The sequence below is a fragment of the Modestobacter excelsi genome, assembly GCF_005930495.1.
Lineage (GTDB): Bacteria > Actinomycetota > Actinomycetes > Mycobacteriales > Geodermatophilaceae > Modestobacter > Modestobacter excelsi.
The window spans coordinates 1-14,804 of the sequence record NZ_SJEX01000111.1 but is presented as its reverse complement, the minus strand read 5'-3'; the positions used below and the strand labels follow the sequence as shown (position 1 = coordinate 14,804).

The following is a 14,804-nucleotide window of genomic DNA, read 5'->3' as shown; positions in this document are numbered from 1 at the left end:
GCCCGACCCCACTCCCGCGCCCTCCGCCCCGCAGCCCGGCCGGATCGACGTGGTCGGTCCCGCTGTCGCTCGGGGCGAGGAGGTGCTCACGCCAGGGGCGCTGCAGTTCCTCGCGCACCTGCACGACCGGTTCGCCCCCGGGCGGGCCGAGCTGCTCGCCGCGCGTGCCCACCGCCGCGCCTCCCTCAGCAACGGCCAGGAGCTGCGCTTCAGCCGGGAGACCCCGGTGGTGCGCTACGACCCCGCGTGGCGGGTCGCCGGCGCCGGACCGGGCCTGGCCGACCGTCGGGTGGAGCTCACCGGCCCGGCCGACGCGGAGACCGCGCGGGCCGCTCTCGGCTCCGGAGCGTCGACCTGGGTGGCCGACCTGGAGGACGCCACCAGCCCCACCTGGGGCAACGTCATCACCGGCCAGGTCGTGCTCGCCGACGCCGTCCGCGAGTGGCCCGCCGGCACCGGACCGGACGCGCCACCGACGCTCCTGCTGCGCCCCCGTGGCTGGCACCTGGTGGAGAAGCACCTGTGCCACACCGACGCCACCGGGCGGAGCACGCCGGCGTCGGCCGCACTGGTCGACTTCGGCCTGTTCGTCTTCTCCAACGCCGCCGGGCTGATCGGACGGGGGCAGGGTCCCTACTTCTACCTGCCGAAGCTGGAGACGGCCGCCGAGGCCCGGCTGTGGGACCAGGTCTTCACCGAGACCGAGCGGGTGCTGGGCCTGCCGCACGGCACCATCCGGGCGACGGTGCTCATCGAGACCATCACCGCTGCCTTCGAGATGGAGGAGATCCTCTACGAGCTGCGCCACCACTGCGCCGGCCTCAACGCCGGCCGGTGGGACTACCTGTTCAGCATCGTCAAGAAGTTCCGCGACCGGGGCCCGTCCTGGGTGCTGCCGGACCGGTCGGCGCTGACCATGACGACACCGTTCATGCAGGCCTACACCGACCTGCTGGTGAGCACCTGCCACCGTCGTGGGGCCCATGCAATCGGTGCCCTGAGCACGGCGGTCGCCGATGACCGCGAGCCTGCGGCCACCCGGCGTGCCCTCGCCGAGGTCGCGGCCGACAAGCGCCGGGAAGCCGAGCAGGGCTTCGACGGCAGCTGGGTGGCCCACCCGGGCCTGGTCGACACCGCGCGCAGCGCCTTCGACGAGGTCCTCGGCGGGGCGACCGACCAGGTGCACCGACTGCGGCAGGACGTCCGGGTGACCGCGGCCGAGCTGCTCGACCCCCGGGGGCTGGCCGGCCGGGTGACCGACGCCGGTGTCCGCACCAACGTCTCGGTCGCGGTCCGCTACATGGAGGCCTGGCTGCGCGGGGTGGGTGCGGTCGTCATCGACGGCCATGTCGAGGACGCCTCCACCGCGGAGATCAGCCGTGCCCAGCTGTGGCAGTGGACCGCGCGCCGGACCGTCACCGCGGAGGGGACCCCGGTGACCCGCGACCTCGTCGAGAGGTTGCTGGCCGAGGTCGTCCAGGAGCAGCCCCCCACCCCGGACGACCGGTTCGACGACGCCGCGCGGATGTTCCGGTCGGTCACCCTGGAGGAGACCTTCCCGACGTTCTTCACCGTCCCCGGCTATGTCGAGCACCTGGTGACGGCGCCCTGACGGCACGCACGATCGGCTCTGCTGGTCCGGCGACCGCTGGACCAGCAGAGCTGATCGGCTGCTCGACGAGACCGTCGACCACCGGAACAGCTGGCGCGGCTCGGACGCTGGGCGACTCAGCCAGGCGGCGCGTCGTCGCCGAACGCCCAGTCGACCGGGGCCAGCTCGACGGTCTGCACGGCCGCCAAGGGGACGGCGCCGAAGATGGCGTGCTCGAAGCAGGCAGGCCGGTACCGCTTCCCGCTCAGGCTCACTCCGTAGGCGGCCGGCTTCGCACAGTTCTGCGCGAAGCTGAAGGTCAGCTCGTCGGCCACGCGGGCAGTGTGCCCGATGACCAGCCGTCCAGGGTGCGAAGACGTTCCGCTTGCTGCCAGCCGAACCGGCGCCCACCACCCGCCGGCCTCCTGGCCCTCCTGGCTCCAGCAGTCGGAGGCCTGGGGCGGCCGGTCAGCGGTTCCCTGCCTGGCGCGCCCTCCGGAGCAGATCGGACACGGCCGGGGTGGCGGCTCGAGCACCGGCCTCGAGGAAGGACTTCTGGACGACCTCGTTCAGCCGCTGGCGGGACATCATGTCGTTCCCCATCACCTGTTGCTCGGCTGCACCCGGAGCGAAGACCACCGTGCGCACGCCTGTCGCCTCCAGCGCTCTGACCTCACGTCGGAGCAGGCGGGCCGAGTGCCGGCGGGATGCGGCGTAGACGTCGGGGCGTGATCCGGCGGGACCGCTCATGGGCGAGACGATCACCACGAGGTCCAATCCACGGTTCCGGAGGATCGCGGCGTTGGTCGGCGAGTGCACCCCTCCGTCGACGTAGGCGTGCCCACCGATGCCGACGGGGGCGAAGTACCCGGGCATCGAGCAGGACGCCGCGACCGCCAGGTGGATGGGCGCCTCAGGTGCGGCGGGGCGACCGAAGACGACGCGACGCCCGTCGCGCCGGCGCACGGCACAGATCCACAGCGGGGGCTCGGGCCACTCCGGCTTCTCCAGTTCGCGGAGCGCAGCGAGCTGTTCGACGACGTCGTGCCGCCCCGGGGCGACCAGGGTCATGCCCGCCGCCAACGGCCGGAACAGCCACGGTCGGGTCACCACCCGCTGGATCATGTGCCGCCCGGGCACGCCCAGCGGGTGGCGCAGCAGGTCCAACGGGCGAAAGGGGGCCAGCTCGGGTAAGGGGGTGCCGGCCATGTGCCGGAGCACGTCCGCGTCGCCGGACAGGGGGGCCTTCACCGTCCAGGCCGCGAGGTCTTCAGCCGAGACGCCGAGCCGGAGCAGCGTGCCGGTGATCGACCCGGCCGAGGTGCCGACGATGACGTCGACCGTGCGGGCATCGAAGTCGAAGTCGTGCTGGAGCACGGCGAGCACGCCCGAGTGGTAAGCCTGGCCGACGACACCCCCGGCGCCCAGCACCAAGCCGACCCTGGTCATGAGGCGAGTCTGCTCGCTACGCCGCGCACCGGCAGGACCGCCGGCCGGGGATCGGTGTCCGGCGATCCCGAGCGGGCCTGGTGCCCGGCGGGGCCCGGTGGAGGAGCCACCCGCCCCGACCGGGCGAGGGTCCGAGGTCGTGCGATCCTGCCCCGGCTCGCCCAACGCCACGAGGTGCTGGCCGTGGACCGGCGCGCGGGACCGAGCGGGTGCCACGCCGCCGATCCGCTGTCGCATGTGCCACAACTGGGTCATCCGGCCTTCAGGACCGAGGCACCGGGTAAGGGAGAGCCATGCCGCAGCCAACGTTGAAGCCGATACGGGATCAGGTCGTCGTCGTGATGGGCGCATCGAGTGGGATCGGTCGCGCCACCGCGGCCCGGTTCGCCGGGGAAGGCGCGAAGGTCGTCGTCGCCGCCCGGGGGGAGGTCGGACTGCGGTCGCTGGTCGACCAGATCCGGGCCGACGGCGGGGACGCGGTCGCCGAGGTGGCCGATGTGACCGATCCCGCGCAGATGCAGCGCGTGGCCCAGCGGGCGGTGACCGAGTACGGCCGCCTGGACACCTGGGTGCACGCCGCGGCCGTCCTGCTGGTCGCCCCGTTCGAGGAGACGACACCGGAGGAGTTCCAGCGCATCATCGACGTGAACCTCATGGGCCAGGTCCACGGCGCCATGGCTGCTCTGCCGCACCTGACGCGACAGGGCGGAGCACTCATCCACATCTCCTCGATGGGCGCCAAGCGGGGCGTGCCGCTGCAGACGGCCTACTGCGCTTCCAAGCACGGCATCGACGGATTCGTCGAGACGCTGCGGATGGAGGTGCAGCGGGCGGAGCTTCCGATCAGCGTCACCAACGTGATGCCCGCGACGATCAACACGCCGCTGTTCGACCAGGCCCGCACCAAGATCGGTGTCAAGCCTGTCGCGCCCCCGCCGATCTACCAGCCCGAGGTCGTCGTGGACGCCATCCGGTACGCCGCGGAGCACCCCGTCCGGGACCTGGTCGTCGGCGGATCGGCCAAGGCGCTCATCCTCGGGGAGAAGCTGGCACCACGCCTGGTCGACGCACTCCTGGTCCGGTTCGGCTTCGAGGCGCACGACACCGGGGAGCCGAAGTCGGCCGACGCGCCGGACAACCTCTTCGCGCCGCTGGATGCCCACGACACCGCCCGCGACGGATTCGACGCCAGCGCCTGGCCGACCAGCCTCTACACGTCGCTGCAGCGACAGCCGCTGCTGAAGCGGGTCCCGCTGGCCACCGAAGCGCTCGCGGTGGCGGGTTTCGTGCTCAAGCCCCTGCTCCGGTGACCCGGGGGGCGGGGCGGGGCGGCGCGGGCCGCGGAGCTCCACGGTCACCGGGCAGCGGCCGCGTCCACGGCTTCGGCCACCAGCGCGATGACTCGCTGAGGGACGTCGGCGATGCTGCTGTGGCCGGCGAAGGGCAGCAGCCGGAACCGGGCACCCGGTACCAGGGCCGCCAGCCAGAACGACTGGCTGGTGGCCAGGACGTCGTGGGTGCCCTGGGCGATGACCACCGGGCAGTCGACCATCCGGTGGTCCAGCGTCGCCTCCGGCAGGACGGCGTACCGCACCAGCCGCCAGAAGTCCTCAGCCGTCGCGAACTCGCGGACCAGTGCCGCTGCCTCGTCGGGCGGTGTGCGCCAACCCCTGACCCGCAGGAACCCCAGCAGGGCCGTGCGGGGGCCGGCGAGGCGCATCAGCGGGCCGGCCACCGGGGCCAGCGCGCCGGTGACCAGTCGAGCGCCGACGAACATGGCCGCCTGGTACGCCCGCTCCGGCGGGGTCACCGGCCCGGTCGGCGCGATGGCGACCACGGAGGCTGCGCGGTGGCGTCGCGCCAGCTCCAGCGCGATGCGGCCGCCGAGGGAGACGCCCAGCACGTGCGCCACGGAGACCCCCTGGCGATCGAGCTCCCGCTCCACGGCGTCGGTCAGGGTCCCGACGTCGGGCCGCAGAGGCGGGGGCAGCGCGGGAGACCCGCCCTGGCCGGGGAGGTCGAGCGCCACGACCTCGTACCGCCGGGCCAGCTCCGGCAGCACCGTGCCGAACTCGCCGATGGGACTGGCGAGGCCCGGGAGGAGCACCAGGGTCGGTCCGGTCCCCGCCCGGTGCGCGTTGAGCGTCGGGAGTTCCGCCGTCGCGTCCATCCGACAGATTCAACGCGCCGCACCACGGGTGACCGCGCCCGCCCCACGCGGAGTCCTACGAGCCGACAACCGATCGCTTCTCGGCGACGGACCTGTCCCGCGCCGGGACTCCGGTCAGCCGGAGCCCGTCGAGGTGCGTGGATGATGACCCGATGCTGATCACGGAGAACCGGGATGGCGTGGCTGTCCTGCGCATCGAGCACGGTCGCGTCGGCGCCCTCGACGTGGAGTTGCTCGACGCTCTGGCCGAGGCCGTCAGCGCGTCGGACCGGGCGCTGGTCATCACCGGCAGCGGCTCGGCGTTCTCCGCCGGGGTGGACCTGCGCCGGGTCCTCGACGGCGGCCGTCCGTACGCCGAGGAGCTCCTGACTGCGCTGTCGCGGCTGTTCCGCGCGGTCTTCGACCACCCGCGGCCGACGGTGGCTGCGGTCAACGGGCACGCGATCGCCGGTGGCTGCGTGCTGGCTCTGGCGTGCGACCTGCGGCTGATGTCGGGCGGACGGATGGGGCTGGCCGAGCTCACGGTCGGCGTGCCCTTCCCGACGGCCGCGCTGGAGATCGTCCGGCACGCGCTCGGCCCCCGTGCCGGCCAGGTGCTGCTCGGCGCCCAGACGGTGGACCGCGAACAGGCGCTGGTCCTGGGCATGGTCGACCAACTCACCGAGCCCGGCGAGCTGCTCGCGAGGGCGGTCGCGCTGGCCGACGAGATGGCCGCACGGTCGCCGGAGTCGTACCGGATGGCCAAGGTCCAGCTGCACCGACCGGCGGACGCGGCCATCGAGGCGACCGGAGGAGGCGACGCGGCCGTCCTCGCCGGCTGGACGTCCGAGGACACCCGCTTGCGGATCGAGACTGCGCTCGCGGCGCTGAAGAGGCGCTAGCCGGATCTCGCTGGAGCCGTCGGCACGACCGTGCCGGTGTCGCTCGAGGTCAGCGGTCGCCCGCAGCCCGCTTCTTCCCCGGCTTCTTCTTCCCGGACGCCGTGCTCGCCTTCTCGGCCGCCTTCTTGCCGACCTTGCCGGTCGCCTTCTTGCCCGCCTTCTCGGTCGCCTTCTTGCCCGCCTTCTCGGTCGCCTTCTTGCCGGCCTTCTCGCTCGCTTCCTTGCCGGCCTTCTTGCCGGAGCGGGCGGCTGCCTCCACCCGGCCGGCGGGGGCATCCGCCACGGCGGCTGCCGACTTCCCGTCCTCGGCCTGCGGGACGCTGCTCCCGGTGACGGCGGACGCCGTCGTCACCGCCACGCCGTCGGCTGCGGCGAGCAGGCTCTTGAACCCGGTGCCGGGGCGGAAGACGGCCACCACGGACGGGCCCACCTGGATCGCTTCACCGGTCCGCGGATTGCGGCCGGGGTGTGACGCCCGCTCGCGGCGGTCGAAGGTCCCGAACCCGCTCAGCGCCACACGCTCACCGCGCGCGACGCTGCCCTCGATCTCGTCCAGGACCCCGTTGACGGCGGCCGCGGCCGCCGCGCGGTCCCCGTTGAGCCGCTCGGCCATCCTGGTGATCAGCTCGGACTTGTTCAAGGGCTCTCCTCGGGGTCACGGCGACTGATCGCTCCGGAGGGAGCGGGCACCGTGCACACCCAACCGGCTGCACCCGCCGGGCACAACCAGCGCCGACACCGTGGCGCCCGTCGGCCGCGACGTCCCTGCCCACGCCCCGCGCCGGGTCTGTCGAGGAGCCTGGCTCGCTCCGACCCAGGAGGGAGAAGGTCCACCCCGGGCCCCGACCGGAGGAGGACCTCGAACGGATCCGTGCCGCGGGCACCGTGCTGCTCCGCCGGCGCGCGTTCGAGGGCTTCAGCTCCTACTGGCCGCAGATCGCCGACGCCCCGCACGACCCGACCGACCGCGCCCTCAGCGACGTCAGCCGCGAAGTCAGCCGGCTCTACGACCCGCTGCCGAAGATCGTCGTCAGAGACGCGCTCGTCGTGCCGGCAGACAACCCGTGGCACGGCATGACGACCGTCGTCCCGCGCGCTGCCGTGGCCGCGCGGGTCACCGCCGAGAAGCAGCGCAGAACCGGGGACATCCTGGTGTTCGGCAGCCGGACGACGTGGAACGGGCTGCTCGTCCAGGGGCTCGTCGACGAGATCCACCTGATGGTCGGGCCCCGCGCGCTCGCCGGCGGGATCCCTGCCTTCGACCGACCCACCGACCTGCACCTGCTCGACGTCCGCCGCCCCGAGGGACCGGACGACGTCCTGCTCCCCTACGCCGTCAGCCGGTGAACCGGCCCCTCGCCGAGCCCGGGGCAGGCGCGACGTCGGCACCTCCGACCTGGTCCGCCGGTCCGTCGACGAGGCATCGACGGCGCCGCACCGATACGTTCCCGTGCGACGTTCCATCTCCTCCATGAGAAGCAGGTGAGGTCGTGATCGCCGTTGACGCCGTTCTCGATCAGGCGGGATTGACCAACAGCAAGGTCCGGGAGCACGTGCGGCACTGGTTCGAGCTGACCGGCGCCGAACGGCTCGAGGTGGTCGACGCCGCCGACGACGGGCGGCTCATCGAGGAGGCCCTGGCCGCCGGCGAGCTCTTCCCCGCCGGTGAGGGCCGCTACTACTCCCGGAGCCACCGGAAGGACACCGCGCGCTCCGAGGAGCGCACGGTGGTCGCCACCAGCGACCCCGCCGACGCCGGCGTCTACAACAACTGGCGCCCGTCCGCGGAGATGAAGCCGCTGCTCGAGGAGCGGATGCGGGGCGCCTCGGCCGGCAAGACCATGTACGTCGTCCCCTACCTGATGGCGCCGCCCGGCTCGCCGCTGGCCGGCTTCGCCACCGGCGTGGAGCTCACCGACGCCCGGACCGTCGTGCTGCACATGATCCGGATGGGCAGGGTCGGCGTGGAGCACGTCAACGACCTCGCCGACCCGGACAGCTTCGTCCGCGGTGTGCACGTCACCGGGGACCTGGAGAAGCTGGGCCAGGGCACGCCCGACGACCAGCGCTACTTCGTCACCGTCGCCGACGAGCGGACGATCCTGCACTACGGGTCCTCCTACGGCGGCAACGCGCTGCTGGGCAAGATCGCGCACGGCCTGCGCCAGGCGGCCTACGACGGGTGGTCCTCCGGGCAGTTCCTCGCCGAGCAGTTCCTGCTGCTGGGCATCACCGACAAGCAGACCGGCCGCACGTACCACGTCTGCGGCGGCATGCCGAGCGCCTCGGGCAAGACGAACCTGGCGATGACGCTGGCACCCGACGCCCTCGGCGACCGCTACCGCGTCGACTTCTACGGCGACGACATCGCCTGGCTGCGCGTCGACCCGACCGACGGCCGCATCTACGCCATCAACCCCGAGTTCGGCGTGTTCGGGGTCGCCAAGGACACCAACGAGGACACCAACCCCACCGCGGTCGCGGCGATCGCCCCCGGCACCGGCACCATCTTCACCAACGTCGCCTACAACGCCGACACCCAGGACGTGTGGTGGGAGGGGAAGACGCCGCAGCCACCGGCCGACGTCACCGGCTGGCGGGACTGGACCGGTGCGCTGGTCTCCGATCGGCCGGAGGGCACCGACACCTCCCCCTGGGCGCACCCGAACAGCCGGTTCACCACGACCCTGGCCAACGTGCCCAACATCGCGTCGGACTACGAACGCCCCGAGGGCGTGCCGATCGACGCGATCATCTTCGGCGGGCGCACGCGTGACCGCGAGCCGCTCGTCCGCGCGATCACCGATCTCGCCGAGGGCGTCTACGACGGCCTGACCCTGGGTGCCGAGGCGACCTTCGCCGCCGAGGGCACCGAGGGCGTGCTGCGCTACGACCCGATGTCCATGCGGCCGTTCATGGCCGTCCCCGAGGGCCGCTACGCCGCCCACTGGTTGTCGATCATCGGCGCGGCGGCGGAGCCGCCGCTGTTCGCCCACGTCAACTGGTTCCAGCGCGACCCCGAGGACGGGCACTTCCTGTGGCCCGGCTACCGGGACAACCTGCGGGCCCTGCTCTGGCTGATGCAGCTGCGGGACGGCGAGGTCACCGGGACCAGCACGCCCGTCGGCATCGTGCCCACCCCGGAGGAGCTCGACCTGCGCGGCATGGACCTGCCGCCCGGGGACCTCGAACGGCTGCTCACGATCGACACGGCCCGCTGGCAGCAGGAGATGACGCACCGGGAGGAGCACCTCAAGCTCTTCGAGAACCTGCCGGAGGAGATCTGGTCGGCACACCACCGCGTCGAGGGCTCCCTCCGGGACGGTCCGGGAGAGGGGCGCTGACAGGAGGACGGGCGCCGACGGTGGTCCCGAGCGACCGGACCGGGTCCACGCGCCCGACCTGCCTGAGGCGGACGCACCACGAGAGCTGGCGAGGACCACCGAGGCTCGCCGACCTGCTCCTCGCAGGCCCCAGCAACTGATCGCGTCGGTGCCCGGCCGCCCTGCGGGGGGCCGGGCACCGGCGCGATCGGCGCGGCCTGCTCACCGGGCTCCGGCGCCCCGCTTGCGCCGCGACCTGCGGTCGCGGACGGTTGGGGTGTGGACGCCTTCCGCGGGCTGGGGATGCCGGGCATCCCCGGGCTCGGTGACCTGCTGTCGCTGCTGCAGAAGCAGACCGAGGCGCTCGCCCAGCTGCCGCGCACGCTGACCGACCTCAACCGGACGATCGGGGAGCTGACCGAGGCCACCACGCTGGCCCGGGAGACGATCGAGTCGGCCCAGCGCATCACCGAGCGGCTCGAGGGCCTGGTCGAGGAGATGCAGCAGCCGGTGCGGGCACTGAAGCCGGGACTGGAGCGGGTGGGCAGGGTGCTCGACGATCCCGCCGTCGACACGGTGCCCGACACGCTGCGGCGCATCCACGACGACCTGATGCCGCTGATCGCCGGGCTGCGGCAGGCCCAGGCCCGGGTCGGATCGGTCACCGGGGTGCTCCGGCGCCGACCGCGGCCCGATGACGCACATGACCTCTGAGCAGTGCCGCCCTCAGCCGAGCCGGCGCCTGATCAACCGTCCGGACGCTCAGGCTCCGGCGAACAGCGCGCGGGTCAACGCCGTCCGCCGGACGAGGAGGTCGTAGGCCAGCAGCGTCACGGCAGCCGACCCGGTGCAGATGAGCAGGTACTCCAGCGTGGGGTGCAGCGGGCTCCCGACCACGAGGTAGGCGACCGTCACGACGACCGGCTGGTGCAGCACGTACCAGGGCAGCACAGCGGGAGCGGCGTAGCGCACGAAGCGACCACTGGCCGGTGGGCGTTCCCGCCCCGCTCCGCATGCGGACGTTCCCCGCCGGGCCAGCCCGCCGATGACCGCCACGACGGCGCACCATCCGGCGGCGCCGTACGCCGCCCTGCCGATGACGAGGACAGGATCGCGGCCGAGCAGGGGATCACCGTCCCCGCCGAGCAGGAGCGCTCCCCCGGCGACGGACAGGAGCGTGACGGCGACGACCCCGGCCAGGCCCGCGTCGCGGCGCACCAGCTCCTGGAAACGCGGATCGGCGGCCAGGATCGCACCGGCGCCGAAGAAGAACAGGTAGCCGAGGGCGTTGCCCGCGGCGATCCCCTCGTCCAGGCCGAGCCCGGCGGCGATCGCGCCCAGGAGGACTGCGGGCAGCAGGACCACCCCTCGCCCCTCTGTGACGTCGGCCAGCACACGCAGCGTGCGCCCTCCGCGAGCGGAACCCAGCCACCCCAGCAGCGGCAGCACAGCCAGCGAGTACAGCAGCAGCAGGTACACGAACCACAGGTGCCCGGTCTCGAAGCCGCGACCGTCAGCGGCCGGCTGGAGAGGGAACGGGAACTCCGCCCAGTCCCAGCGGATGCGGAAGAAGGCCCGCCAGAAGGCGGCGTAGGACTCGCCGTGGCCAGGGCCGGCACGCTGCCGCAGCCAGACCGGCAGCGGGACGAGCAACACCGTGCCAGCGACCAACGGCACGAGCAGGCGGCGCAGCCGCCGGCGCACGTAGTTCCCCGCGCCACGGGCCCGCCAGGAATGCCAGGCGCCGATCCCCGCGGCCAGGAAGAGCAGCGGCATCGCCGCCACCACAACGGGAGCCGCGAACGGGGTGAGGTCGGCGGTGCGGTCGCTCTTCACGTAGAAGTCGTCGGTCGCGTCGAAGACCAGCGCCGCGTGGAAGGGGATCAGACCGCCGACGACGACCGCCCGGACGAGGTCGAGTCCCGGCCAGCGGCCGACCCTCCCGGGCGTCTCCGCGGCAGCCGTCGCCATCCGGATCCCCTCCCCACCCCCGGTGAGGGGACCGTGGCAGTTCGCCCACCGGCTGTCGATGGGTCGAAGGTCAGGGCCTCGTCGTTCCTGACCCGGCCGGTCGGGCGAGCGTCGGTTCCTCAGCGCTCCGCCTCCGGACCGAGCCGGGAGGACTCAGCCTCGTGCTCCCGGGGGGTGCCCGGGTCGGTCCTGCGGGCGATGACAGTGCCGGCCGGCCCGTGGAGCGTCGACGTCGTGCAGCCACTGTCCACACCCCCCATGCGGAGGACCACCGTGAACACGCTCCTCGCCGAGGACCTGATGCTCGTCACCGCCGACCCGGCGCGGGGAACGCTCCGCCGCCCTCATGGCCTCGCGTTGCCGCGCGCTCTCGCCGGGGCCGTCCTCCAGGACTGCCTCGCCCAGGGCGCCGCGCGGCTGGCGGGCGACCGGCTGATCCCCGAGGCGCCGTCCGTCCGGCCCGGCCCCCTGGTGCAGCACGTCCGTGGCCGGCTGACGCGCGAGACCGGGGTGGGGCCGGCGATCGAGTTGCTGGCCGCGCCGCGAAGCCGCCTGGGGCAGCACCTGCTCAGCTCGATGACGGCCGACGGCTCCGTCGTCCGCTCCCGACGACGCCTGCTCGGCGTTGCTCCCCTCAGCTCGTACCGGATCGCCGACCCCGGCGCTGTGGAGACGCTGCGGGCACGTGTGGTCGCAGCGCTGTTCGGGCCGGTGGACGACCCGCGGGTCAACGCCCTCGCCGCCTTGGTGAGGGCGGCAGACCTCCACCGGCTCCTCCACGTCGACCGCGACACGGTGCGCCGGCGTGGGCGTCCGGTTCTCGCCTACGACCCGATCGCGGCTGCGGTGGCCGACGGGATCCGGCGTGCTCGCCGCGACGCTGCGACGAGCGGGGCGGTCGCGGCCACGGTGGCGGGGGTCGCGGGATCGGGCAGCTGAGCGCCGCGCACGTCGCAGCTGCGCCGGGTCGCACCGGACCCGTCGAGAGGGATCAGCACGTGGGGCGCACGACGCCGTGGTCGTAGGCGAAGACGACGGCCTGGACGCGGTCCCGCAGGCCCAGCTTGGCCAGGATGCTGGAGACGTGCGTCTTGATCGTCCCTTCACTGACGTACAGCTGAGCGGCGAGTTCGCTGTTGGACCTGCCCCGTGCCAGCAGCCTGAGCACGTCGAGCTCGCGCTCGGTGAGGCGGTCGAGGGTCTGCGGGTGCCGCTCGGCGGGGGCGGGTCGGGTGACGTAGTCCTCGATGATCCGGCGGGTGACCGCGGGGTCCAGCAGGGCATCCCCTCGTGCGACGAGGCGGACGGCGCGCAGGAGGTCCTCGGGCGGGCAGTTCTTGAGGAGGAAGCCGCTCGCCCCGGCCCGCAAGGCCTCGAAGACGTAGTCGTCCCGTTCGAACGTGGTGAGCACCAGGACCCGGGTCGCCAGGCGGTCGCCGAGCAGCCCGATGCGCCGGGTGGCCTCCAGCCCGTCGAGGTCGGGCATCTGGATGTCCATCAGGACCACATCGGGCTGCAGGTCGGTGACGAGGTCGAGGGCCTGGCGGCCGTCCGCGGCCTCCCCGACGACGGTGATGTCGCCGACGGATTCGAGGATGAGCCGGAAGCCGCTGCGCACCAGGGTCTGGTCGTCGGCCAGCACCACGCGAACGCTCACCGGATCGGCCCGTCGATCGGGAAGCAGGCGCTGACGCGGAAGCCCCCGGAGCTCAGCGGAGCCGCCGTGAACTGGCCGCCGTGCAGCGTCACGCGTTCGCGCATGCCGATGATCCCGTGCCCACCAGCACCCTGTGGGCCGCCCTTGGCGCAGCCGTCGTTGGTGACCTCGACGGCGAGCTGGTGCGTCTGGTGGGTCAGCCGGAGGAGGACGTGCCGGCCGGTGGAGTGCTTGAGCGCGTTGGTCAGTGCCTCCTGGATGATCCGGTAGGCCGAGACCTCCACCGACGAGGGCAGGACGCCGGGCCGTCCCTGGACGTGGACCTGCACGGTGAGACCGGTCTCGGCGAACTCGGCAACCAGCCGGTCCACGTCGCTCAGCCGCGGCTGAGGGCCGAGGCGCTCGGGGTCGTCCTCCTGCCGCAGGAGGCCGAGCACCCGGTGCAGCTCGACCACGGCCTGGCGGCTGGTCGCTTCGATGGAGGCCAGCGACTCCGCCGCCCGGGCCGGCCGGTCACTCATGACCAGGCGGGCGGCCCCGGCCTGGACCCCCATGACGCTCACGTGGTGTGCCAGGACGTCGTGCAGTTCCCGGGCGATGCGCACGCGTTCGTCGAACACCGCGCGTCTGGCCCGCTCCTCACGCTCGCGTTCCAGCTGGGCGGCCCGCTCGACCAGGCTCCGCTCGTGCTCGCGGCGTTCGGCGGTGACGTCGCCGAACATCCAGGCGGCGACGACGAAAGCGACGTTGAAGAGCACGAGGAAGACCGCTCGCAACAGCAGCGGGCCGTGGACCACCTGGCCGGCGACGACCACGAGCCGGTAGGTGAGGAACCCGAGCGCGGCCACCACGTTCAGGGCACGCACCCCGTTCCGTCGGCGCGGATCCCCGTAGGCGCCCGCGCTGTAGAGCGCCAGCCACCACACGACCACGGAGACGGTGAGGTCCGGGACGTCGGTCAGCCGGTACGGGAAGAACACCGCGGTGATCACCACGAGGACGGCGAGGGGGGAGCGTCGGCGGACGGCCAGCGGCAACACCAACGCCAGCGTCAGCCCCACCCAGACCGGGGTCGGCGGGGGCCGGTAGCCGGCCGGCGCGGTGTCGATGCCCACCCGCACGGCCAGCAGGCCGAGGACGGCCAGGACTCCCGCGGCAGCCGTGTCGGCGACCAGCGGATGGGCAGCCGCCGCTGCCCGGGAGCACCGGAGGGAACTCGGCACACAGCTACCGTAGGGGCGGCGGAGCCCGATCTCCTCCTCCTGCCGTCGGATCTGTCTCCCCCTCGCGACCGATAGCGTGCCGCTCCTCCCCCCGGGCCGCGTTCGGCCTGCAGCAGTGAGTGGCACGTGTCCCGCACGAGCTCGTCTGCCGGTCGGCGATGCGCTGTGGCCGGATCCGTCCAGCCGGCGCCGACCGCGACGGTCAGGACGCCAGGAGCGGCTCGGCGGCGTCGCGCCGGCCGATCGCCGGGTCGACCACCGGGTCGGTCGTCCGAGCGGTCTCCTCTCCCCCGGTGAGCTGCGCTCGGAGGGTGGGCGGGGACGGCGCCGACAAAGGGCGGTCATCGCCGCGCGTTCGACGTCCCGTCCGGCGAGCGCGACCGCACCGACAGCCGGGGAAAGCCGAATGGCCGTGAACCCGGTGGTTCTGCCGGCGTGAGCGTCCTCCTCAGCGGCGAGCGTGGCAGCCGGACCCGCAGATCCGATCTCGAGGAGGAGCCATGTCGGCCCACCCCAGCGCCGAACCGGCCGCCCACACC

At 73.3% G+C, this 14,804-nt stretch carries 14 protein-coding genes; 7 read left to right on the top strand and 7 right to left on the bottom strand.

All coding sequences use genetic code 11. The annotated features are described in order from the left end of the window. Positions 1 to 49: 49 nt before the first annotated feature. On the top strand, positions 50 to 1,612 hold the full coding sequence (locus FHL80_RS23505; RefSeq protein ID WP_439331113.1) for a malate synthase: 1,563 nt from the start codon (positions 50 to 52) through the stop codon (positions 1,610 to 1,612). 116 nt (positions 1,613 to 1,728) lie between these two features. On the opposite strand, the gene FHL80_RS23500 is transcribed toward FHL80_RS23505, so the two are convergent. Continuing rightward, positions 1,729 to 1,926: a hypothetical protein gene (locus FHL80_RS23500; protein ID WP_138735749.1), complete on the bottom strand. Its 198-nt coding sequence runs from the start codon at positions 1,924 to 1,926 to the stop codon at positions 1,729 to 1,731. Between the two features lie 133 nt (positions 1,927 to 2,059). Then, the gene (locus FHL80_RS23495; RefSeq protein WP_138735748.1) at positions 2,060 to 3,040 is read right to left on the bottom strand and encodes a patatin-like phospholipase family protein; all 981 of its coding nucleotides are present in this window, start codon (positions 3,038 to 3,040) and stop codon (positions 2,060 to 2,062) included. A 293-nt stretch (positions 3,041 to 3,333) separates the two neighbouring features. Between FHL80_RS23495 and FHL80_RS23490 the strand changes: the two genes are divergently transcribed. Further along, positions 3,334 to 4,350 (top strand): SDR family oxidoreductase, encoded by a 1,017-nt coding sequence (locus FHL80_RS23490; protein ID WP_138735747.1) that lies wholly within the window; start codon positions 3,334 to 3,336, stop codon positions 4,348 to 4,350. 44 nt (positions 4,351 to 4,394) lie between these two features. Here FHL80_RS23490 and FHL80_RS23485 read toward each other — a convergent pair whose 3' ends face one another. After that, positions 4,395 to 5,210 (bottom strand): alpha/beta fold hydrolase, encoded by an 816-nt coding sequence (locus FHL80_RS23485; protein WP_138735746.1) that lies wholly within the window; start codon positions 5,208 to 5,210, stop codon positions 4,395 to 4,397. A 152-nt stretch (positions 5,211 to 5,362) separates the two neighbouring features. Between FHL80_RS23485 and FHL80_RS23480 the strand changes: the two genes are divergently transcribed. After that, positions 5,363 to 6,091: an enoyl-CoA hydratase/isomerase family protein gene (locus FHL80_RS23480; RefSeq protein ID WP_138735745.1), complete on the top strand. Its 729-nt coding sequence runs from the start codon at positions 5,363 to 5,365 to the stop codon at positions 6,089 to 6,091. Between the two features lie 49 nt (positions 6,092 to 6,140). Here FHL80_RS23480 and FHL80_RS23475 read toward each other — a convergent pair whose 3' ends face one another. Next, positions 6,141 to 6,731 carry an HU family DNA-binding protein gene (locus tag FHL80_RS23475; protein WP_138735744.1) on the bottom strand — a complete coding sequence of 197 codons (591 nt, stop codon included), beginning with the start codon at positions 6,729 to 6,731 and terminating at the stop codon, positions 6,141 to 6,143. Positions 6,732 to 6,976: 245 nt separating this feature from the next. Between FHL80_RS23475 and FHL80_RS23470 the strand changes: the two genes are divergently transcribed. The 3 genes from FHL80_RS23470 (at position 6,977) to FHL80_RS23460 (ending at position 10,128) form a co-directional block, all read left to right on the top strand. Further along, positions 6,977 to 7,438 carry a dihydrofolate reductase family protein gene (locus FHL80_RS23470; RefSeq protein WP_216870993.1) on the top strand — a complete coding sequence of 154 codons (462 nt, stop codon included), beginning with the start codon at positions 6,977 to 6,979 and terminating at the stop codon, positions 7,436 to 7,438. Between the two features lie 143 nt (positions 7,439 to 7,581). After that, positions 7,582 to 9,435, top strand: coding sequence for a phosphoenolpyruvate carboxykinase (GTP) (locus FHL80_RS23465; RefSeq protein WP_138735742.1), 1,854 nt, complete (start codon positions 7,582 to 7,584; stop codon positions 9,433 to 9,435). 258 nt (positions 9,436 to 9,693) lie between these two features. Next, positions 9,694 to 10,128: a hypothetical protein gene (locus FHL80_RS23460; RefSeq protein ID WP_138735741.1), complete on the top strand. Its 435-nt coding sequence runs from the start codon at positions 9,694 to 9,696 to the stop codon at positions 10,126 to 10,128. Between the two features lie 48 nt (positions 10,129 to 10,176). Here the strand turns inward: FHL80_RS23460 and FHL80_RS23455 are convergent, their stop codons facing one another. Beyond that, positions 10,177 to 11,385 (bottom strand): acyltransferase family protein, encoded by a 1,209-nt coding sequence (locus FHL80_RS23455; RefSeq protein WP_138735740.1) that lies wholly within the window; start codon positions 11,383 to 11,385, stop codon positions 10,177 to 10,179. A gap of 273 nt (positions 11,386 to 11,658) precedes the next feature. On the opposite strand from FHL80_RS23455, the gene FHL80_RS23450 reads away from it, so the two are divergent. After that, positions 11,659 to 12,324: a GOLPH3/VPS74 family protein gene (locus FHL80_RS23450; protein WP_216870992.1), complete on the top strand. Its 666-nt coding sequence runs from the start codon at positions 11,659 to 11,661 to the stop codon at positions 12,322 to 12,324. A gap of 52 nt (positions 12,325 to 12,376) precedes the next feature. On the opposite strand, the gene FHL80_RS23445 is transcribed toward FHL80_RS23450, so the two are convergent. Together FHL80_RS23445 and FHL80_RS23440 are read right to left on the bottom strand one after the other, a co-directional pair. After that, positions 12,377 to 13,042 carry a response regulator gene (locus FHL80_RS23445; protein ID WP_138735738.1) on the bottom strand — a complete coding sequence of 222 codons (666 nt, stop codon included), beginning with the start codon at positions 13,040 to 13,042 and terminating at the stop codon, positions 12,377 to 12,379. Beyond that, positions 13,039 to 14,265, bottom strand: a complete 1,227-nt coding sequence (locus tag FHL80_RS23440) for a sensor histidine kinase (RefSeq protein ID WP_138735737.1) — start codon at positions 14,263 to 14,265, stop codon at positions 13,039 to 13,041. Before FHL80_RS23440 ends, FHL80_RS23445 begins: the two co-directional genes overlap by 4 nt. Between the last annotated feature and the right edge of the window lie 539 nt (positions 14,266 to 14,804).

What these genes read in the sequence shown, in the direction of transcription:
- FHL80_RS23495 (WP_138735748.1), bottom strand. Translation starts at nt 3,040, where the DNA reads ATGACCAGGGTCGGCTTGGTGCTGGGCGCCGGGGGTGTCGTCGGCCAG.
- FHL80_RS23490 (WP_138735747.1), top strand. Translation starts at nt 3,334, where the DNA reads ATGCCGCAGCCAACGTTGAAGCCGATACGGGATCAGGTCGTCGTCGTG.
- FHL80_RS23485 (WP_138735746.1), bottom strand. Translation starts at nt 5,210, where the DNA reads ATGGACGCGACGGCGGAACTCCCGACGCTCAACGCGCACCGGGCGGGG.
- FHL80_RS23480 (WP_138735745.1), top strand. Translation starts at nt 5,363, where the DNA reads ATGCTGATCACGGAGAACCGGGATGGCGTGGCTGTCCTGCGCATCGAG.
- FHL80_RS23455 (WP_138735740.1), bottom strand. Translation starts at nt 11,385, where the DNA reads ATGGCGACGGCTGCCGCGGAGACGCCCGGGAGGGTCGGCCGCTGGCCG.